The organism is Allobacillus halotolerans, from assembly GCF_018967645.1.
Lineage (GTDB): Bacteria > Bacillota > Bacilli > Bacillales > Alkalibacillaceae > Allobacillus > Allobacillus halotolerans.
The window spans coordinates 40,530-61,375 of the sequence record NZ_JAHLZF010000014.1; the positions used below are offsets into that span (position 1 = coordinate 40,530).

Consider the following 20,846-nt stretch of genomic DNA (forward strand, 5'->3'; position numbering starts at 1 on the left):
CCTACTCTGATGAATTTAAGATAGAGGTTGTTCAGCTCTGACTCGAGGAATTGTTCTGTAGTTGATTACTGCTCATATAACGGAATATCAGAAAGCACTTTAAAGAGGTGGCTCCATAAATTTGAGACTGAGGGTGTTGAGGGATTAAGAGAATCGAAGACTTGGAATCGTTACTCGCAAGAACTTAAATTACAGGCTGTGAAAGATTATGAAAGCGGTAAGTACTCCCTAAGTGAAGTTGTTTATCACTATAACATCTCCAGTTCCACCGTTTTACGTAAATGGAGTAGGAAGATGTATTGATAATGGTTCTATGGAAGGTTTTTTCGGTATATTGAAGAGCGAGGAGTATTATTTACCTAACAGAAGTACGACACCTTTGAAGATCTGAAAGAAGCCTTTGAAAGATACATTCATTTTTACAATCACCAAAGGTACCAAAAAAGACTAAATGGCCTTAGTCCAATTGAATATCGGACGAAGGCCATTTAGGATTAATTTGACTTATTTTCATTGTCTACTTGATGGGTAGCAGTTCATCCACCCGCTGTTTCCTTTTTCTTATTCCACTGAGAAAATAAATGAATAGATCGGTTGATTTCCTTTGTGAATTTCAACTTCGATTTCATCGTATTCTTCTTCGATAAAGGACTCAATCGCTTGGACTTCTTCTTCCGTCGCTTCTTCTCCTTGAAGAATTGTGAGAATCTCATTTTCTTCTTCATCAATCATGTTTTTAAGCAATTCTTTAACGGTTTCCATTTTATCTGGATTGACAGCTTCAATGTCACCATCTTGGATTCCCATAAAGTTGCCTTCTTCAATGGTTTTGCCATCAATCGATGTATCACGAACGGCATAAGTCACTTGACCCGTTTTGACGTGATTCGTTGCCTCAGTCATTTCTGCTTGGTTCGCTTCCAGTTCCCCTTCTGGATTGAACATCAGCATAGCACTCATTCCCTGTGGAACCGTTTTTGTCGGAACTACTTTCGCAGGGAATTCAACTAGCTCACAAGCTTGTTCTGCTGCCATGACAATATTTTTGTTGTTAGGTAAAATAAGTACGTTTTCAGCGTTAGCTTGCTGTACTGCTTCAACAATATCTTGTGTGCTCGGATTCATCGTTTGTCCGCCTTCAATGACAACTGTTGCGCCAAGACTTTCAAACATTTCTTTAATTCCGTCACCCATCGCTACGGTTACGATGCCCAATGGAATCTTTTTCGCCGGTTTCTCTTCTTTTTTCGGCTTTTCACCGACAATAGACGTATGTTGTTCACGCATATTTTCTATTTTGATGTTGATCAAGCTTCCATATTTCTGCCCGATTGTCATAGCTTCACCAGGATACTCGGTATGAATATGTACTTTCACAACATCATCATCGGAAACGACTAATAATGAATCACCTTGTTCGCTTAATGTATTTCGGTATTCTTCCTCGTCAAACGGATGATCTTTTAGTTTATCCTCTTCGAATTTAACCATGAATTCCGTACAGTAACCGAACTCAATATCTTCCGTATTCATAAAATCTTGATGCATTTTATGGTGTTCAGCACTGACCATCTCGTCAATGGATGGAGCGGCCGTACTTGTTTGTGGCAATTCTTCACCTTTCAACGAAGCCAAAAAGCCTTCATAAACCGTAACGAGGCCTTGTCCACCACTATCGACTACACCGACCTCTTTCAATACAGGAAGCAAGTCGGGTGTACGGTTTAGTGAAGCTTTTGCTTCTTTTAAAACCTCTTCAACAAATTCAATGACGTCTTCTGTATTTTTTGCGGTGGTTGTGCCTTGTTTGGCAGCATCTTTCGCAACAGTCAAAATTGTTCCTTCGACTGGTTTCATAACGGCTTTATAGGCTGTTTCAACTCCTGCTTCAAGAGCTTCTCCTAAATCGTTCACCGTTAAGCTTTCTTTTCCTTCAACACTCTTGGAAAAACCTCTAAATAACTGTGATAGGATTACACCCGAATTTCCACGAGCACCCATCAATAATCCTTTTGCAAATGAAGCTGCTACTTCACCTACATGATCCTCTGTAACCTTTTCAACTTCTTTTGCTCCAGAAGTCATTGTTAAATTCATGTTTGTACCTGTATCTCCATCGGGAACAGGAAAAACATTCAATGAATCAATCATCTGTGATTGATTCGACAAATGGTTCGCACCCATAAGAACCATCTGCGCAAAATCTTTTCCGTTTAATTTCTGTATAGTCACGGTTCTATTTCCTCCCTTAAATCCAATCCTATCAACTATGCCGTTACTCGTACGCCATGAATATAAATATTTACAGCGTTAACGTTTAAGCCAATCATTCGTTTCAACGCATATTTTACTTGATTTTGTACGTTATGAGCCACCTCTGATACTTTTGTACCATAGCTCACAATGATATACATATCAATCGTCAAGTCTCCTTCATCGTTTGTAACGACGACACCTCTAGAGAAATTTTCTTTACCTAATATCTCTGAAAGACCATCTCTGAATTGATTTTTGGAGGCCATTCCAACAATACCATAGCATTCGGTTGCTGCGCCTCCAGCAACTGTTGAAATGACTTCTTTTGATATTGTTACATGTCCATATTCATTCGTGATCTCAACTGACACGTAAACTCCTCCTTTTATAAAGCACCTAAACTACAGCTATTTTACTATATCGCATTCTCTTTTAAAAGGTTATCTGTAGAATAGTCCTTCTGTCAAGTTAAATTTCTTGATATTCCATTATTTTTCGATTGAAATCTATTGTTGCATGTGATAAATTATATGAGTATGAATTCACGAATAGCAGGAGGGATTTTAAAATGGCTCGTAAATGTCAAGTTACTGGACGTAAAACAAATACTGGTAATAAGCGTTCTCACGCAATGAATGCCAATAAACGTAACTGGAAAGCGAATGTTCAAAAAGTACGTATCATGGTTGACGGTAAACCTAAACGCGTATACGTTTCTGCTCGTGCCCTAAAATCAGGTAAAGTAGAACGTGTTTAATCATGTTCGATAAAAGCAGCTTTCGACTGAATCAAGTATTCATCGAAGGCTGCTTTTTTTGTGGTTAAAAGTTGTATCTTCAGGCCCTGCGAAGAAGAATTTTGGCTGATTACTGAAGGTTGTTGCATAACTGCTGAACTGACACAACTCATTGCTGAAGTTCGATGCCTAACTGCTGAACTGACGCATCTCACCGCTGAAGTTCGACGCCTAACTGCTGAACTTCCGCGTCTTACTGCTGAAGTTCGACGCCTAACTGCTGAACTGACACAACTCACTGCTGAAGTTCGATGCCTAACTGCTGAACCAACACGACTCACTGCTGAAATTCGACGCCTAACTGCTGAACTGACGCGTCTCACTGCTGAAATTCGACGCCTAACTGCTGAACTGACACAACTCACTGCTGAAGTTCGACGCCTAACTGCTGAACCAACACGACTCACTGCTGAAATTCGACACCTAACTGCTGAACTAACACGACTCACTGCTGGACTTCCGCGCTTGACTGCTATAGCTCTAACGATCCACCAAGCTCAGCTCGTCTATTTAAATGAAAAAAATTGGTTAAAGCCCAATTTAGAGCTTCAACCAATTGATTTCACAAGAATAGATAAGTTCGCTTTGCACCATTATTATTTTTTAAATAAATTCATGACCCCACGAACCATTCCACCTAAAAATCGTGGGAGTTTAAACGTATAAAATTTCATTTTCCCCCTCCTATTCCTTACCAATCCACATTCCTGCTTAATCCCGACTCTTTATAACTAATAATATGCCTTTACTGAATGAATAAGTACACTTTTTTTCAACACATTCATTCGAAACCGTAAACGAGGATCCAAATGTTATCGTTTCAGCGTTAAGGTTATATCGGAAACCTTCTAATGTTAAGTCTTCTACTTGCTCGGTAATGGAAAGGAAAGAAACATAAGGGTACTGTTGCTCTTTTTCAATAGAATAAACACCTGGATAATGAAGTGACAGTTGATTTTGCAGGTCGACCAGTTTGGCTGTAATATTTGCATGAGCAAGCTTCTTGAGCAAGAACATATTTATCCAAGCATGATCTAAGCGGCCGCCTGTCGCACCGAAAATTGATACGTTTTCTGCTTTTAATTCGATGGATTCATCGATGGCTAACTCCAAGTCTGTCGAATCTTTATCTGACGGAAATTGCTTTACCTTTTTTGCATGCGTTTGAATGGTTTCGTACTCGGCTTGGGAAATCGAGTCAAAATCACCGATAGCCAAATCAATTTCCATCCGATGGCTTGCTAGATAAAGAGCTCCGTGATCGACGCCGATCCAATAATTGATCCAAGGATAATCATTCAAATTTGGAATCTTTTCTATTGGTCCACCAGCAACAATTCCGATTTGCAGTGAGTCACTCATTAAAAATCACAACGATTCTTTAATGGCTTTAATGGCTTCTATGCGGTTATCCTTGTTAAAAATGGCGCTGCCCGCGACCAAAACATCAGCACCTGCATCGATGCATTGCTTAGCAGTTTCTTGATTAACGCCACCGTCGACTTCGATTTCATATGAGTAACCGTGCTCGGAACGTAGGTCAAAAAGCTGCTTGATTTTATTCAGTCCGCTCGGAATAAATGACTGGCCTCCAAAACCTGGATTGACCGTCATGACCAATACGAGATCCACGTCTTCCAGTACGTATTCAATCGATTCGACCGGAGTCGCTGGGTTAATGACGACACCCGCTTTGACACCTGCTTGTTTAATTTGTTGCACGACTCGGTGAAGGTGTGGGCAAGCTTCTTGATGCACGGTGATAATATCGGCACCAGCATCAACGAAAGCTTGGATATAATGTTCTGGATTTTCAATCATTAAGTGCACATCTAATGGTAAATCGGTAACTGGTCGAATGGCATCCACAATCAGTGGTCCAATCGTGATGTTCGGCACGAAATGGCCGTCCATCACATCAACGTGAATATAATCTACCGCAGACTCTACTTCTTTAATCTCTTCTCCTAATTTAGCAAAATCTGCTGAAAGAATAGAAGGTGCTATTTTAACCATAGTTCAATACCTCGGCTTTCTAGAATTAATTTCTTCATAAAAAGTTTTGTAGTGTTTGTATCTAAACGCAGGAATATCTCCTGCATCCACTGCAGCTTTCACTGCACATTTAGGCTCTTTCATATGCATACAGCCTCGAAACTTGCAATGGTCTTGTAGTTCAACGAATTCTGGAAAACAATAACGTAATTCATCTAATTCAATTTCAGAGAATTCAAGTGAACTGAATCCGGGCGTGTCAGCAATTAACCCACCAGCAATTGAATACAGTTCTACATGTCTTGTCGTATGCTTACCACGACCGAGGCTTTTCGATATATCTCCCGTTTCCAATTGCAAGGATAGATCAAGCACATTTAAAAGAGTGGATTTACCGACACCGGATTGCCCAGCAATGACACTGATTTTGTCTGCAAGATAAGGCTGGATTGCTTCATAGATGGTATTGGCTGGATCATTCTTTGAAAACGCCAATAAATCATAACCAAGTGAACGATAATCACTCATATATTGCTCAATTGATTCCTGTTTCGACTCTTTGACTAAGTCGGTTTTCGTTAATATGATTAGCGGTTTGATTTCTTTATGCTCAATAAGAACTAAAAATCGATCTAGCAACAGTGGGCTAAAGTCTGGCTCGGCAAGTGAGTTGACGATGATCGCTTGATCGATATTAGCAACTGGTGGACGGATTAACTCATTGACGCGCTCATCAACAGAAACGATTGTCCCTTTACCATCCGCTTGAACTTCGACTTTCACTCGATCACCAACAAGAGGTGTGATTTTTTGCATTCTGAATAATCCTCTTCCTTTACACTCAATCAGCTCGTCTCCGGAAAGTACGTAATAAAAGCCACTCAATGCTTTAATGATTCTACCTTCCTTCATCTGTTCACCCTTTCTTTATTCCTCATAGGGAACCGACTCTTCGATATACGTTTCCCCATCTCTTACTACACGGTAACTGGCCATTTCTTCCGGATTGATCGTTAATTCAATCTCATATGTCGTATCCGCATAAATTGTTTCTTTATGAAATACATTATTCATATTTCTCTCGGCATCTCCGATGTAAATGACGACTTCCTGTCCAACAGGTTCATCTGGAGAATTATTTTCATCCGCTTGATTGTTTTCATCTTGGTTATTCTCATCATTATTTGTAGGCTGTTCATCCGCAGGTGGATCGTATACAACTTCAAAAGTCTCCGTCTTTGTTACTGGTTTTAAATCCGGTCCTTTTGAGACGATCACACGCAACTCATCCCCTTCTTCGAGCTCTGTATTCGGACTAGGGTTCTGTTGCATAACTCTTCCCTCACGTACATCATCTGAAAACTCTTCCTCGGTCACTAAAGATAAATTATTTGTTTTTGCATAGTCTTGTACATCCTCAAGTGACCATCCTTCCACGGATTGAAGGCTTATAGTCGGTGGTCCATTACTGACGTCAAAAATGACCCGTGTATTTTCTGGGATGATCGCTTCACCTGGTTCTGGTTGAATTTGCGCAATAATTTCACCTTCTGGCTGATCAGAATCCTTTTTATAGCCGATGACTTCCTGGTAACCGTTGTTTTCAAGGAATTTTTTTGTTTGATCAAAAGAGCTACCAACGTAATCGGGGAAATCAATTTTTTCTTGCCCCATACTTGTCACGATTGTGACCGTTGCGCCTTCCTTCACCGTGTTACCTGCACGTGGTGAGGTTTTTACAACTAAGTCCTCTTCAATCTCTTCATCATATACCGATTCTCGCTCAACCTCCAAGCCTAGTTCTGTCAATTCGCTGAAAGCTTCTTCATATGTTTTTCCTGCAACTTCAGGTATTTCTATATCATCAGGAATCAACATCTTCGGTAGCACAAAAAGCGCAATTATTGCTGCGATTAGAACGAGTGCACTGAAAGAAATTAAAAAAACCATCCATTTTTTTGATTTTTTATTTGGTGTGTCTTTTGTTTGTTGGTCTGCATTGACGACTGTTGGATCGCTCTCATCGTCAAGCTTCATATTGGGTGGAATCGCCGGCATGACTTTTGTATCTTCTCCCTCTTCTGTTGGAGGAATAAATCGTTCCTCATCCTGGCGGTCCAGATTCAATACCGTTTCCAAATCCTGTTGCATTTCATCGATCGATTGATAACGATGAAGTGGATTTTTCGTCGTTGCTTTTAACACCACATTTTCAAGACTCTGAGGCACACTCGGTTGAAAACTTCTCACATATGGTGTCTCCGTTTGCATATGTTTCAATGCCACAGATACAGCTGATTCTCCTGAAAAAGGTAATCTACCGGTCAACAATTCAAACAATACAATTCCCAGTGAATAAATATCTGATTTCTTTGTTGCCGTTCCACCTCTTGCTTGTTCGGGTGATAAATAATGAACCGAACCAATGACATCATTCGTTTTTGTCAGTTGCGTTGAGCTAAGTGCCCGTGCAATGCCAAAGTCTGTAATTTTCACATTGCCATACTGATTCATTAAGATATTCTGTGGCTTTACATCACGGTGGATAATGCCGTTTCTGTGTGCATGAGATAATGCGGATGTCAGTTGTAGCATAATCGCAACAGCATCTGAGGCAGATAATGGTCCATGATATTGAATATGTTCCTTTAACGTATCTCCCTCAACATATTCCATGACCATATAGTAAATATTATTTTCTTCGCCTACATCAAATATATTGACGATATGATCATTGGATAAACTGATGGCAGATTCCGCTTCTCTTCTGAATCGTTCGATAAATTCATGGTTGTTGGAGTACTCCATCTTCAAGACCTTAATGGCAACTTCCCTATTCAGAATTAAATCTTCACCAAGATAGACATCTGCCATTCCGCCGCCACCAATGGTTCGTAAAATTTTATACCGTTCATTTAAGATTTTTCCTGTTAACACGTTGAAACACCTTCTTCGTCCCCGTCATCTACCCATAGCACCAAAGATATGTTATCTTCGCCGCCACGATCATTTGCCAGTTGAATCAGTTTTTCTAGCTTTTCTTCGTGTCCGAGATCTTGCAAGATTATTTCTTGAATCTCTTCCTCGGAAACTTTGTTGGATAACCCATCCGTACATAAAAAGAGATAGGATTCGTCTGCTTCGAGTGAAAAACTAAGCAATTGAACATTCAGTGATTCTTCTGTTCCTACTGCTTGGGTTAAAACATTTTTTTTCGGATGAACTTCAGCTTCTTCGATTGTCAATTGTCCACTTCGAACTAACTCATGAACGAAAGAATGATCTTCCGTTTGCTGAACAATTTGTTCGCGATTTACTGTATATAGTCTGCTATCACCAATATGTCCAACTGCAACTTCCCTATTTAAGATAACGGCAGCTGTCAAAGTAGTCCCCATTCCTTCACAATCTTCATTTTCATTGGAATAGGCAAGGATTTCTTGATTGGCCTCTTGGATTGTTTGCTGTAACCAAGACTGCGCGTCTTCAATAGATGAAAACGTTGATGTTTCATCCCATCTTTTATGTAACTGGGATATGGCCATTTGACTAGCCACATCACCAGCATTGTGTCCACCCATTCCATCGGCAATCACGGTAAGAAGTTGGCCTGAAGGATGCTTGAAAACACCGCCCGCATCCTCGTTGATCGGGCGTACTTTTCCTCGGTCTGATTTAAAATATGCAGTCATTTCTGCACCTCATTTCTTCAAATCTTCCTTTATTTCTTTCGTTTAATTCGCGTCATAAAGAAACCATCGGCTTCAAAATCATGAGGAAATAGTTGTAAACCATAGGGTGTTAAGCCGGATAATTCTTTACACGACTCAGGCAATTCATCAAAAAATGATTGATCGATTTCAAATTCATCCATTTCTTTCAGAACTTGCGCGATCAGCTTATCATTTTCTTGCCGGTCGACCGTACAAGTACTATAAACAAGTTTACCATCCTGATTCAATAAAGGTAGCACCGCATGTAGCAGTTCTTTTTGAATCTTGGCTAGTGATAAAATATCTTCTTCCTTCTTGGCATATTTAATATCCGGTTTACTCCGCAGGACACCAAGACCAGAACATGGTGCATCCAAAAGGATCCGATCAAACGTAAAGTTTTCAAATCGATTCATTAATTGTCGGCTATCCATTGCTCCTGTTTCAATCATCGACAAACCAAGTTGCTTAGCTCTTTCTGCTACCAACTTCACCTTCTTTTCATGCAAATCATATGCATGGATGCTGCCTTCATTATTCATTTTCTCAGCCAAATGCGTCGTTTTTCCACCTGGAGCACTGCAAGCATCTAGTACAGTCATACCCGGTTCAGGATTTACCATTTCGGATACGAGCATAGAAGTTTCATCTTGGATTGTTAATTGGTCAGGAAATAAGTGACTGTTTAGTACATTTCCCGACGTAACGACTAGCCCTTGTTCAGACAATTGTGAAGGTCTCGTTTCAATAGCTTCTTTTGAAAGGAATGACTGAGCTTTTTCCCTTGTCGTTCGCAATGGATGCACACGCACGGAAACATTTTTACGGTCGATATTAGACCAACACATTTTTTCTGTTATCTCATATCCATATGAATCAACCCAGCGTTTCACTAACCATGCTGGGTGACTTGTTTGGATAGAAAGTCTTTTCACGGGATCTTGAATATTATTGATATCTGGCGGCCCTTGACGTTGCAAGTTTCTCAACACACCATTAACAAATCCAGAAATCCCTTTATGTCCACGTCGTTTAGAAATGTTTACAGCTTCATTGATGACTGCATGGTCAGGGATTCTGTCCAAATAGATCATTTGATAAAACGACAACATGAGCAACCATGAAACCCATGAATCAATTTTTTTGTTCTTTGTAAAATGATTGATGAAATATTCAAGCGTCAATTTTCGTTGTAAACTCCCGTAAACAAGCTCTGTCATTAAATTTTTATCTTCCTGACTAAGCTGATTCTTTTGTATCGCTTGATTGATCAATAAGTGGCTGAAACCACCTTGGTCGCCAACTTTCATCAATAAATCGAGCGAAACTTCTCGTACGTTTTTCATCCTATCATCCTAACTGCTCACCTACTGTGAAGTAATCCTTACTGCCACGCAAAAAGTCTTCAGTTTTCATCCGTTTCTTTCCTGCGAGCTGAATCTCTGTAATATTCAGTTGTTTTCCATCAACTGTTCCGATTATTAAACCATCATCAACCCGGAGGATTTCTCCTGGTTTTCCACTTGAGGGTTGTTCGACCTTCTCCGCCCACCAAACTTTAATTGTTTGGTCTTTGTAAGTCGTATATGCAACCGGCCATGGATGCAGTCCACGGATATGGTTATAGATTTCCTCTTGACTTTTTTGCCAATCAATTTTTTCTTCATCTCGTTTAATGGTGTATGCATATGTTGCTTGTCCATGATCTTGAGGGATTGCGTTAACTTCATTTCCAAAAATTTCTGGCAGTGTTTTTTTCAATAAGCCTGCTCCTACAGTCGATAATTTATCATGAAGACTTCCGGTATGATCGTTTTCTTCGATCCGAATAGCTTCTTGACTAATCATATCTCCTGTATCCATTCCTTCTGCCATATACATAATGGTTACGCCTGTCTCCTTCTTGCCTTGCATGATGGCGTAGTGAATCGGTGCGCCTCCACGTAACTCAGGAAGCAAGGAAGCATGGACATTAATACATCCAAAAGGTGGTACATCCAATAATTCCTTCGGTAAAATTTGTCCATAGGCAGCTGTAACAATAAGGTCTGGTTCATATTGTAAGATCTCTTCATAATCCGTTCGAATCTTTTTCGGTTGGATAACCGGAAGATCACGTTCCAAAGCGAATTCCTTAACCGGCGAAGGGGTCAATTGGCGCTTTCTTCCTTTTGGTTTGTCTGGTTGTGTAACGACTGCTACAACCTGGTAATCCGATTCAACCAACATTTTCAATATAGGAACACTAAAATCCGGTGTACCCATAAACACAATTTTTTTCGTCATCGAATACTCCTTTTCCAATCTATTGTTTCAAATTTACATAAAGTAGTATGGATCAAAATCAATCGTCATTTGAAGTTTGTTTTGATTCACTTCTCTCTTAAAATGCTCCAATACGCTTCGCAAAGCCTGATCGACTTCTTCTTTTCGCTTATATTTTATCATGCATTGATAACGATAGCGATCTTTAATCCGTAGCATTGGCGATGGGGTTGGGCCTAATAAAATTGACTCTTTCGATAAATTTTTGGCTAACTCATTGGCAAGTTCATTGGCCATTTGGTTCACTTGTACGTGATTTTCATGTGATAAGTTGATCAACACCATAAAATAATACGGTGGATAACCAACCTGTTTTCGAAAGTTCATTTCTCGCTGAAAAAATCCTTCATAATCATATTCACTCGCTAATACAACGGAGTAATGTTCAGGCGTATAGGTCTGGACAACTACTTCTCCAGGAAGTTCATGGCGTCCTGCCCGACCGCTGACCTGTGTCAGTAATTGAAATGAACGTTCACTTGCGCGAAAGTCTGGTAAATGAAGCATTGAATCTGCCGCTATGACACCGACAAGCGTCACATTTTTAAAATCAAGTCCCTTGGCAATCATTTGGGTTCCAAGTAATATATCCGCTTCGCCTCGTCCAAATTGATTCAATAACTTCTCGTGAGCACCTTTTCGCGACGTTGTATCGACATCCATCCGTATAACACGAGCCGTTTCAAACTGGGTATTCAGTGCTTCTTCCACCTTTTGTGTTCCGGTACCGAAAAATCGGATGGCATCACTTTCGCAATTCGGACATGTTTTTGGCATTCTACGTTCAGCATTACAGTAGTGACACTTCAGTTTATGTTGTCTTTGATGATAGGTCATCGAAATATCACAGTGTTCGCATTGTATCGTTTCACCACACTCGCGACACATGACGAATGATGAATAGCCTCTACGATTCAAAAGAAGAACGATCTGTTCATTTTTATCCAGACGATCTTGAATTTTTTCGGTTAATGATTCAGAAAACATCGATCGGTTTCCTTTTTCCAACTCCGTACGCATATCAACGATTTCAATGTTCGGTAGATCTTGTTCGTTTACACGATCTGTTAATTCAAGTAATTTATAAACACCCTTTGATGCCCTGGCATAGGACTCTAACGTCGGTGTTGCACTACCTAAGACAACAGGGCATTGATGAGCACGTCCTCGGTACTTTGCTACTTCACGTGCGTGGTATTTTGGATAATCTTCTTGTTTATAGCTTGTCTCATGTTCTTCATCAATAATAATAATCCCTAGATTCTCAAATGGAGCAAACACAGCTGAACGCGCTCCAACAACAACGCTCACTTCTTTTCGTTGAATTTTTCGCCATTCATCATACTTTTCACCTTGGGATAGCGCACTATGTAAAACAGCAACTTCTCCACCAAAACGCTCCTTGAACCGCGTAACCATTTGCGGTGTTAAGGAGATTTCCGGCACTAACACAATCGCTTCTTTTCCTTCATTGATCACTCGTTCAATTGATTGTAAATAGATTTCTGTCTTCCCACTACCTGTAACACCATGCAATAGAAAAACTTCATGCTTATTTTGATCAATCGATTGGTGAATCGGTTCAATGGCTGCTTGTTGTTGATCGGTGAGAATTAACGGTTTTGTGCGTTCTGTTGTGTCTTTTTGATAGGGATCGCGATAGACTTCTTTTTTTACACGTTTTAAAATCTTTTTTTCGATCAGTTGATCGATTGGTCCCTTGGTTGTTTGGAGCTTCTTAATTAAGTCATTGAGTAAAATAGGCCGAGGATTTTTCGAAAAAAATTCTAAAACTAATCGCTGCTTCTTTGCTTGATTTCCTAAATCTTCAATCGCCTCAAGTAAAACTTGTTCATCAACAGCTAACTCAATATATGTGTCTCTTTTTACACGATTTTTTCCTTTGACGATATATTTAATATCAATAAGTCCTTCTTGAACCATCCGAGTGACTTGGCTTGAAGGTATTTGATGTTTATCCAGCTCTTCAAAGGGAAATACCTCGCGTCCTTCTGCAGCGATTTTCCACGAATCCGGAAGTTCATCTTCGTCAGCCAGCAACCAAACTTCCTTTTTGTACTTCGCTTTAAAAGCGGCCGGTAACATCGCCTGCATGGCGGAAATTCGATAGCAAAGAGTTTCTTCTTGTAACCACTTCGATAGATCAAGTAATTCTTTCGTCAGGACAGGAATATGATCCATAACGCTAATAATTTCTTTTAACGATTCAAAATCACTTTCACTCGTCAATTCGGTCACAAATCCCATGACTTTTCGTGGTCCAAATGGAACAACAACACGGACTCCTGGCTGTACACTACCTTCTAGATTTTCAGGAATTTCATAATCAAATAAAGAATCGATTGCTGCAGCTGCAACATCGATGACGACTTTTGCTACCGCCATGCTTATTCCTCCGTCATTTTTCGATTAACTAACTGCATCAGTTCCTCAGCAATCTCTTTTTTTGTTGCATAAGGAATTCGATGCTCTTCTCCGTCTTTTGAATAAAAAACAACTTCATTGTGATCGGATTGGAATCCTTTCTGAAAACCAATTTCATTGATAACAATTGCGTCGAGTTGCTTTCGTTTTAATTTTTCTTGCCCATACGCCAGCGGATTTTCTGATTCCGCCGCAAAACCGACTAAATATTGATTCGATTTTTCTTCACCTAGCGTCGCCAAGATATCCTTTGTTCGTTCGAGCTCGATGACAAGGTCGCCTTCTTTTTTCTTCATTTTCTGATCAGACGTTTGTTTTGGCCGATAATCTGCAACCGCTGCTGACTTAATCACTAAATCTTGTTCGTGGAATTCTTTCATTACTGCTTGATACATTTCATCCGCTGACTGAACGTCAATTGTACGGACACCTGCAATTTTTTCTAAAGACACGGGTCCGGAAATGAGCGTAACATCAGCCCCTAGATCTTTTGCCGCTTGAGCTAAGGCATAGCCCATCTTTCCTGATGAGTGATTCGTAAAAAATCTGACCGGATCGATGATTTCTTGTGTAGGTCCCGCTGTAATCAGCACTTTTTTATCCTTCATCAATTCTGTCTTTTTTTCATGGTCATTAATCACTTCAATAATTCGTTCAGGCTCTTCCAAACGACCTTTTCCTACATAACCACATGCCAAATAGCCGTCCCCCGGTTCAATAAAACGATAGCCCATTTTTTCAAGTTCAATCAAATTCTTTTTAACAGATGGGTGAGCATACATATGAACATTCATCGCAGGTGCGACATAAACGGGTGACGTCGCTGCCAATAATGTGGTCGTCAACATATCATCTGCCAGACCATTCGCTATTCTACCCAGTAAATGGGCAGTTGCTGGTGCCAAAATAATGAGATCTGACCAGTCTGCCAAATCGATATGGGCAATTTTTTCTGGATTTTTTTCATCAAATGCATCCGTGTAAACTGGATTTCTCGACAAGGCTTGGAAGGTAAGTGGTTGAACAAATTCTGTCGCGCCTTCTGTCATAATCACTTTTACATTGGCTCCCTGTTGGACTAACTTACTTGTTAGTGCACAAGCTTTATAGGCAGCGATCCCACCAGAGACACCTAATACAACATTTTTTCCATTTAACATATGATAACCTCCGTCAATTACGATGGATTAAGGCTTTCGTATTATTTCGTTTCATCGTTCGTGACATATACTTTTAAAACCATATATATCCATGCTTACTATGTTAACGTTTTCGATGTGTGGAAGAAAAGAAAACCTGATTAACCAACGGTGCTTTTATATAAACTATTACAATTATACGTGAATCGAATATCTGTTTCCACTAGATGATACCTGGACAAGAAAAACCCGACTTCTCTTGTAAATGAGAAGCCGGGTCTTTCCTCAGTCTTGCTGTTTGATTGCCAATTTTTCATCTAGAATTTCTTCTAGTGCAACTCCGACCAACTTTTTGGATGTCGGTTGCTCAAGCATATGGTTTTCTTTTTCATGAAGTTCTCTTGCACGTTTAGCGGCAATCGTGACGATTGCATATTTGGAATCGATTTTTTTCAATAAGTTATCTACAGATGGTTCGAGCATTACAAATCCACCCTTCCTAATGCTTTTTTATATTGTTTGGAGACTCGCTCTCTTTTACAATGTTCACTCACAACAATTGACTGAATGCGTGAAACAGCCTTCTTAACTTGATCATTGACGACGACATAATCATATTCATCCATCATGTCAATTTCCTTTTTTGCTTCGAGCAAGCGGTTTTTAACCAAGTTTTCCGTCTCAGTACCGCGATCGATAATTCTGTTTTTTAGTTCTTCCAAACTTGGTGGAAACAAAAAGATAAAGACACCTTCAGGAAAGTTTTTCTTCACCTGCATGGCACCTTGCACTTCAATTTCTAAAAATACATCCTTACCCTCTTTAAGTGTTTCTTCCACATAAGCTTTTGGGGTTCCATAATAATTTCCTACATACTCAGCATACTCAATTAATTCATTTTGCTCAATCATTTCCTCGACATCTTCTTTACTCTTAAAGAAGTAATCGACACCGTTTTCCTCACCGACGCGCGGCTTACGGGTTGTAACAGAAATTGAATACTGCAATGCGGGATCTTGTTCAAATAAAGCTTTTCTGACCGTTCCTTTTCCTACACCGGACGGACCGGATAGAATAAACAGGATTCCTTTTTCATCTTCCACAAACGTTCCTCCTAATTATCTCCGTTCATATCGTCATTATCAATTCGGCCACCGACTGTTTCTGGCTGAACAGCAGATAGAATCACATGGTCACTATCTGTAACGATAACCGCCCTTGTCCGACGACCGTATGTTGCATCAACAAGTTTATTTTCATCTCTTGCTACAGTAATAATTCGTTTAATTGGAGCTGACTCTGGTGATACGATGGAAATGATTCGGTTTGCTGACACAACATTTCCAAATCCAATATTAATCAGTTTCAGATTCATTCTCTACTCCCCTAACTAGTTCAGTACATACTCTTTTATTTTTTGTGAATACTCCTATTATACGCTAAAAACAACTAAAAACTCAAATTCTATTCTATATTTTGTACTTGTTCTTTGATTTTCTCTATTTCACTCTTCATTTCAACAGCTATTCGGCTAACTTCCGAGAGAATTGATTTTGATGCGATGGTATTTACTTCTCTCAACAATTCCTGTGCAATGAAATCAAGCTTACGACCGATGGAATCATTCTTTTTTACTGTTTCTATAAATTGATCCATATGCGAGTGAAGTCGTGTCAACTCTTCTGCTATATCCGCTTTTTCTATTTGAATAGCGGCTTCCTGAACAATTCGCTCGTCATCAATTCCTTTTCCATCAAGCATCGTTTCCAACTTCTCTTTTAAGGAATTGAATTGTTGTGTTTCCATCGACTTCGCATGCTCTTCCAATTGAGCTGTATAGCTTTTCAACAGGCGAATGCGGCTATGAAAATCTTTTTGAATCGCTTCCCCTTCAACGGTCCGCATCTCAACCACTTGTTCTAAAGCTTTTTGTAGTCCGTTTTTGATAATTTCAAATAACTGTTCATCCAAATGATCAGGTTCTTCGATATAGAATAAATCTTCCATCGATAGAATGTGTTCAATCGATAAAGACCCTTGTACATTCCCCTTTTCTTGAAGTGCATTGATATTATTTAAATATTGTTCAAACACATCCCAATCAACCTGCATTTTTTTATCCGTCAGTTGTTCTCCGGCACAAGAAATATAGACATCGACTCTTCCTCTTTTTAGTTGGCCTTTCATTTGTTTTTTTAATTCATTTTCATACGGATAAAGCTCTCGTGGAATTTTACACGAAATATCTAAATATCGATGATTGACTGTTTTCACTTCGATGGTGATTTGTCTTTTTTGATCATGTGAAACATAGCGACCATAACCCGTCATACTCTTAATCATTTGAATCACCTTACCTTTTTCATCTCTTATTATTCTTGCACTATTGAAAAGTGTTTTTCAACTGTTTCGAGCGATTGATTGATTTTATAATCTTGCAATTGAACGATTTATACAGAAAATATTATTTTTGTTTATAAAGCATCACACATTCTATTGAGTCTGTGTTCATGATACACTATTGAAAGAAATGAGGTGTTTTTATGCCATTAGATGGAATCGTCACTTATGCGTTAGTCAACGATCTATCAACAGAATTAGTCACTGGACGAATGACAAAGATTCATCAGCCAACCGACCATGAATTAATCATTACCGTTCGAAAAAATGGTCAAAACAAAAATTTATTACTCTCTGTGCACCCGAATTATGCTCGGGTTCATTTAACAAGTGAGAAATATACCAATCCTAAAGAACCACCATTATTCTGTATGGTATTAAGAAAATATTTAGGCTCAGGTTTTATTAAATCCGTTGAGCAAATTAGTATGGAACGAATCATCCGAATTAGAGTAACGAGCAAAGATGAAATCGGTGATTCGTTGGATTACGATTTGTACATTGAATTAATGGGCAAACATAGTCACATCGTGCTAGTTGATCCGAGTAGAAACGTAATTCTCGAATCAATGAAACATATTGGGTTCTCTCAAAACAGGTACCGGGCATTGTTACCTGGCCAAACGTACATTTTTCCACCTGAACAAGGTAAGATCAATCCATTAGAGCTTGACCCAACAGAGTTTGTCAAAAAGCTAGACTTTAATACAGGTAAAATTGATCGACAAATCCTATCTATTCTGATGGGTGTTTCTCCATTGGTCAGTCAGTCAATTGCAGACCTCGCTTATTTAGGAGATGAAAAGAAATATATTGAAGTGTTTGAACAGTTTCAAACTCAATTAATGGAGAACGATTTTCATCCCCATATAGGTCGTGGCCAAAAAGATGATTTTCATGTGTTGAAAAACGTACAACTTGGAGAACCGACTACCTCATATGAAACAGTCAGTGAAATGCTTGATGCCTTTTACCAAGGAAAAGCTGAACGTGACCGAGTCAAGGGGTTAACACATGACATTATGCGTTTGCTTAAAAATGAGCGCAGTAAAAATGAACGTAAAATAAAAAAACAGCAACAAACATTGAAAAAAGCCGAAGATGCAGAACAATACCAAAAATTTGGTGAACTACTGACTGCTCATATGCATCTTGTGAAACCTGGCGACAATCAAGTTACGGTCATTGATTACTACGATCCCGATCAAAAAGAGATTACAATCGAGTTAAACCCGAATAAATCTGCCAGTGAGAATGCACAGCAACTGTTTAAACAATATCAAAAACTTAAAAAATCAAAAGAAGTCGTTACAAAAGAAATTGAAAAAGCGAAAGCAGAAATTGATTATTTAGATCGGTTGATTCAACAGCTTGAAGACGCTCGTGAAGAAGATCTGGAAGATATCCGAGCTGAGCTTGAAGATGAAGGCTATTTAAAGAAAAAATCTACGAAAAACAAAAAGAAAAAGAAAAAAGTCATCCGTTTTGATCGTTTTCAAGCAACAGATGGTACGGAGATCTATGTTGGGCGAAACAATAAACAAAACGAATACTTAACGAACCGTCAAGCAGGTAAAGAAGATATCTGGTTACACACGAAAGACATACCTGGTTCACACGTCATCATTAAATCAACAAGTCCAAGCGAAGAAACGATTGTAGAAGCTGCGACAATTGCGGCTTTCTACAGCAAATCGAAACACTCTTCCTCTGTTCCGGTAGACTACACGAAAGTGAAGCACGTCCGAAAACCAAATGGCGCAAAACCAGGATACGTCACCTATGACAACCAACAGACGGTTTATGTAACACCTGTTGAAAGCGAAATTGAAAAATTAAGATTGAAAGAATAATAAAACAGGATTCGTTTGTATCCTCATTAAAAAAGTTTTTCAACGCCCGGATGACCGCTCATTGCTATCATTCGGGCGTTTAGGGTCTTGCTATTCAACCGAATATTGAGTCATCATTGTCGTCCGGGCAATTAGGAGCCGCCTATTCGACCGAATACTGAATCATCATTGCCGTTCGGGCGTTTAGTGACCCGCTATTCGACCAAATATTGAATCATCATTGTCGTCCGGGCGTTTAGGAGCCGCCTATTCAACCGAATACTGAATCACCGATGCCGTTCGGGCGTTTAGGAGCCGCCTATTCGACCGAATAGTGAATCATCATTGCCATCCGGGCGTTTAGGAGCCGCCTATTCGACCGAATACTGAATCACCACTTTCATTCGGGCGATTAGGAGTGTTTTTTTGTTTAGATCGGATCGCAATCACTCCTAAGGTGAAGTTCACTCGTTTACTTATAAAAAATTCATACTGGGATGCATGTAACTTTTGCATGCATCCCAATATGAATAAAATCATTCAGCGGATTTCCTCATTTTCAACTTGCTTTCATAGTTGATTTATTATTTTCCTCGGATTCGAACATTCCCTCTGTATCTTGAACTTTGTCTCTTCCAGGTAAAATCAGATTCAATATAACTCCAATAATCGCTGCAAGTGCCATTCCTGCAATTTGTACGTTTTCGTTAATTTGAATGAAGGCACCGCCTACACCAATTACAAGAATAACAGAAGAGATAATCAGATTTCGCTTTTTCCCTAGGTCAATATTATTATCAATTAACATTCGTAGTCCACTTGATGCAATAATTCCGAACAGTAGAATCGATACCCCGCCCATAACAGGGGTTGGTATTGATTCGATTAAGACAGAAACGAGATCGATAAAGCCAAAGGTGATCGCTAAAACGGCTGCGCCACCGATGACAAACACACTGAATACACGCGTAATTGCCAGAACACCGATGTTTTCTCCGTAAGTCGTATTAGGTGGACCGCCCAATACAGACGCGATCAATGTTGCAACACCATCACCTAAAATGGATTTATGCAATCCTGGATCCTTTAAAAAGTTTCGTTCGGCGATTTTCGATAAGACCATTTGATCCCCGATATGTTCAGTAATCGTCACGAGAGCCACAGGTACCATGATTGCGACAATAGATAGGTTTAATACGTCCATTGGAGCATAATCAACGAACGGAATCAGGAAATCAGGCTTTGCAATCAGTGCTCCAAAAAATTCACCTATGGAGGAACTGGATGTTAACTCATTCCAACTAGCCTGTAAGTTCGTCGTATCAACAACCCCCATAAATAGAGCAAAAACATAGCCACCAACAATTCCAATTAAAATCGGGATTAAGTTAAAGAATCCTTTAAAGTAAATCGATGCAATCACGGTAATTCCGAGCGTTACAAGTGCAATTAATATATAGGTTGTACTGTAATTCCCTTCACCATCATACATGGCCATTTCAATTGCGGTTGGTGCTAAACCGAGCCCGATTACCATAATTACCGGACCGACAACAACAGGTGGTAAAAGATAGAGTAACCAATTTACACCACTTAATGAAATTAACAAGGCAACTAATCCGTATACAATCCCTGCAAGGAATGCACCAACCATCGCTCCAGCCAAGCCATCTGCCATACTTGCAGCGATAATCGGCGCAATAAAAGCAAAACTGGATCCCAAGTATGCTGGTATTCTTCCTTTTGTAATAAAGATATAAGCGAGTGTTCCTAACCCACTAGTAATCAATGCTACGTTCGGTGGCATTTCCGTTAAAAATGGAACGAGGATTGTTGCCCCGAACATGGCGAATATGTGCTGCAAACTAAGGATCAACCATTGATTCCATTTAGGTACATCGTGAATATCTAAAACTTTTTCTTGATTTGACATCGTTTTACCCCT

Annotated in this window: 20 protein-coding genes and 1 pseudogene; 4 read left to right on the top strand and 17 right to left on the bottom strand. The window is 39.5% G+C overall.

All coding sequences use genetic code 11. The annotated features are described in order from the left end of the window. The first annotated feature begins 27 nt into the window (after positions 1-27). Complete coding sequence (locus KQ486_RS14665) at positions 28-303, top strand: helix-turn-helix domain-containing protein (protein ID WP_216687534.1); 276 nt, start codon at positions 28-30, stop codon at positions 301-303. Beyond that, positions 287-492: pseudogene (locus KQ486_RS14710) on the top strand (IS3 family transposase); the annotation flags it as partial. The gene KQ486_RS14665 and the pseudogene KQ486_RS14710, both read left to right, overlap by 17 nt. A gap of 69 nt (positions 493-561) precedes the next feature. On the opposite strand, the gene KQ486_RS10005 reads toward KQ486_RS14710, so the two are convergent. Both KQ486_RS10005 and KQ486_RS10010 read right to left on the bottom strand, forming a co-directional pair. Continuing rightward, on the bottom strand, positions 562-2,232 hold the full coding sequence (locus KQ486_RS10005; protein WP_216687535.1) for a DAK2 domain-containing protein: 1,671 nt from the start codon (positions 2,230-2,232) through the stop codon (positions 562-564). A 35-nt stretch (positions 2,233-2,267) separates the two neighbouring features. Then, positions 2,268-2,627 carry an Asp23/Gls24 family envelope stress response protein gene (locus tag KQ486_RS10010; RefSeq protein ID WP_144159534.1) on the bottom strand — a complete coding sequence of 120 codons (360 nt, stop codon included), beginning with the start codon at positions 2,625-2,627 and terminating at the stop codon, positions 2,268-2,270. Positions 2,628-2,824: 197 nt separating this feature from the next. Here KQ486_RS10010 and rpmB point away from each other — a divergent pair, with 197 nt between their 5' ends. Further along, positions 2,825-3,013 carry a 50S ribosomal protein L28 gene (gene rpmB / locus KQ486_RS10015; protein ID WP_144159537.1) on the top strand — a complete coding sequence of 63 codons (189 nt, stop codon included), beginning with the start codon at positions 2,825-2,827 and terminating at the stop codon, positions 3,011-3,013. 635 nt (positions 3,014-3,648) lie between these two features. On the opposite strand, the gene spoVM is transcribed toward rpmB, so the two are convergent. From spoVM to KQ486_RS10085, 14 genes are all read right to left on the bottom strand, one after another. Then, on the bottom strand, positions 3,649-3,726 hold the full coding sequence (gene spoVM / locus KQ486_RS14675) for a stage V sporulation protein SpoVM (RefSeq protein WP_144160174.1): 78 nt from the start codon (positions 3,724-3,726) through the stop codon (positions 3,649-3,651). 37 nt (positions 3,727-3,763) lie between these two features. Then, positions 3,764-4,414 (bottom strand): thiamine diphosphokinase, encoded by a 651-nt coding sequence (locus KQ486_RS10025; RefSeq protein ID WP_216687536.1) that lies wholly within the window; start codon positions 4,412-4,414, stop codon positions 3,764-3,766. 6 nt (positions 4,415-4,420) lie between these two features. Beyond that, positions 4,421-5,068, bottom strand: a complete 648-nt coding sequence (gene rpe / locus KQ486_RS10030) for a ribulose-phosphate 3-epimerase (protein WP_144159546.1) — start codon at positions 5,066-5,068, stop codon at positions 4,421-4,423. A gap of 3 nt (positions 5,069-5,071) precedes the next feature. Beyond that, positions 5,072-5,959, bottom strand: a complete 888-nt coding sequence (rsgA, locus tag KQ486_RS10035; protein WP_216687537.1) for a ribosome small subunit-dependent GTPase A — start codon at positions 5,957-5,959, stop codon at positions 5,072-5,074. Positions 5,960-5,974: 15 nt separating this feature from the next. Beyond that, positions 5,975-7,984 carry a Stk1 family PASTA domain-containing Ser/Thr kinase gene (pknB, locus tag KQ486_RS10040; protein WP_216687538.1) on the bottom strand — a complete coding sequence of 670 codons (2,010 nt, stop codon included), beginning with the start codon at positions 7,982-7,984 and terminating at the stop codon, positions 5,975-5,977. Beyond that, complete coding sequence (locus KQ486_RS10045; RefSeq protein WP_144159555.1) at positions 7,978-8,739, bottom strand: Stp1/IreP family PP2C-type Ser/Thr phosphatase; 762 nt, start codon at positions 8,737-8,739, stop codon at positions 7,978-7,980. The genes pknB and KQ486_RS10045 overlap by 7 nt, the downstream gene beginning before the upstream one ends. Positions 8,740-8,768: 29 nt before the next feature. Then, positions 8,769-10,106, bottom strand: a complete 1,338-nt coding sequence (gene rsmB, locus KQ486_RS10050; RefSeq protein WP_216687539.1) for a 16S rRNA (cytosine(967)-C(5))-methyltransferase RsmB — start codon at positions 10,104-10,106, stop codon at positions 8,769-8,771. A gap of 4 nt (positions 10,107-10,110) precedes the next feature. Next, positions 10,111-11,046, bottom strand: coding sequence for a methionyl-tRNA formyltransferase (fmt, locus tag KQ486_RS10055; RefSeq protein WP_216687540.1), 936 nt, complete (start codon positions 11,044-11,046; stop codon positions 10,111-10,113). A gap of 33 nt (positions 11,047-11,079) precedes the next feature. Next, positions 11,080-13,491: a primosomal protein N' gene (gene priA / locus KQ486_RS10060; RefSeq protein WP_216687541.1), complete on the bottom strand. Its 2,412-nt coding sequence runs from the start codon at positions 13,489-13,491 to the stop codon at positions 11,080-11,082. A gap of 2 nt (positions 13,492-13,493) precedes the next feature. After that, complete coding sequence (gene coaBC / locus KQ486_RS10065; protein WP_216687542.1) at positions 13,494-14,690, bottom strand: bifunctional phosphopantothenoylcysteine decarboxylase/phosphopantothenate--cysteine ligase CoaBC; 1,197 nt, start codon at positions 14,688-14,690, stop codon at positions 13,494-13,496. 264 nt (positions 14,691-14,954) lie between these two features. After that, positions 14,955-15,152 carry a DNA-directed RNA polymerase subunit omega gene (gene rpoZ, locus KQ486_RS10070; protein ID WP_144159570.1) on the bottom strand — a complete coding sequence of 66 codons (198 nt, stop codon included), beginning with the start codon at positions 15,150-15,152 and terminating at the stop codon, positions 14,955-14,957. Further along, the gene (gene gmk / locus KQ486_RS10075) at positions 15,152-15,772 is read right to left on the bottom strand and encodes a guanylate kinase (protein WP_144159573.1); all 621 of its coding nucleotides are present in this window, start codon (positions 15,770-15,772) and stop codon (positions 15,152-15,154) included. The genes rpoZ and gmk overlap by 1 nt, the downstream gene beginning before the upstream one ends. Before the next feature lie 11 nt (positions 15,773-15,783). Then, positions 15,784-16,044 carry an extracellular matrix/biofilm regulator RemA gene (gene remA / locus KQ486_RS10080; protein WP_144087676.1) on the bottom strand — a complete coding sequence of 87 codons (261 nt, stop codon included), beginning with the start codon at positions 16,042-16,044 and terminating at the stop codon, positions 15,784-15,786. A gap of 89 nt (positions 16,045-16,133) precedes the next feature. Next, a complete protein-coding gene (locus tag KQ486_RS10085; RefSeq protein WP_216687543.1) occupies positions 16,134-17,012 on the bottom strand; it encodes a YicC/YloC family endoribonuclease in 879 nt (292 codons plus the stop codon). A 200-nt stretch (positions 17,013-17,212) separates the two neighbouring features. Here KQ486_RS10085 and KQ486_RS10090 point away from each other — a divergent pair, with 200 nt between their 5' ends. Beyond that, the gene (locus KQ486_RS10090; protein WP_216687544.1) at positions 17,213-18,922 is read left to right on the top strand and encodes an Rqc2 family fibronectin-binding protein; all 1,710 of its coding nucleotides are present in this window, start codon (positions 17,213-17,215) and stop codon (positions 18,920-18,922) included. Between the two features lie 538 nt (positions 18,923-19,460). Here the strand turns inward: KQ486_RS10090 and KQ486_RS10095 are convergent. After that, positions 19,461-20,834, bottom strand: a complete 1,374-nt coding sequence (locus tag KQ486_RS10095; RefSeq protein ID WP_216687545.1) for a uracil-xanthine permease family protein — start codon at positions 20,832-20,834, stop codon at positions 19,461-19,463. Between the last annotated feature and the right edge of the window lie 12 nt (positions 20,835-20,846).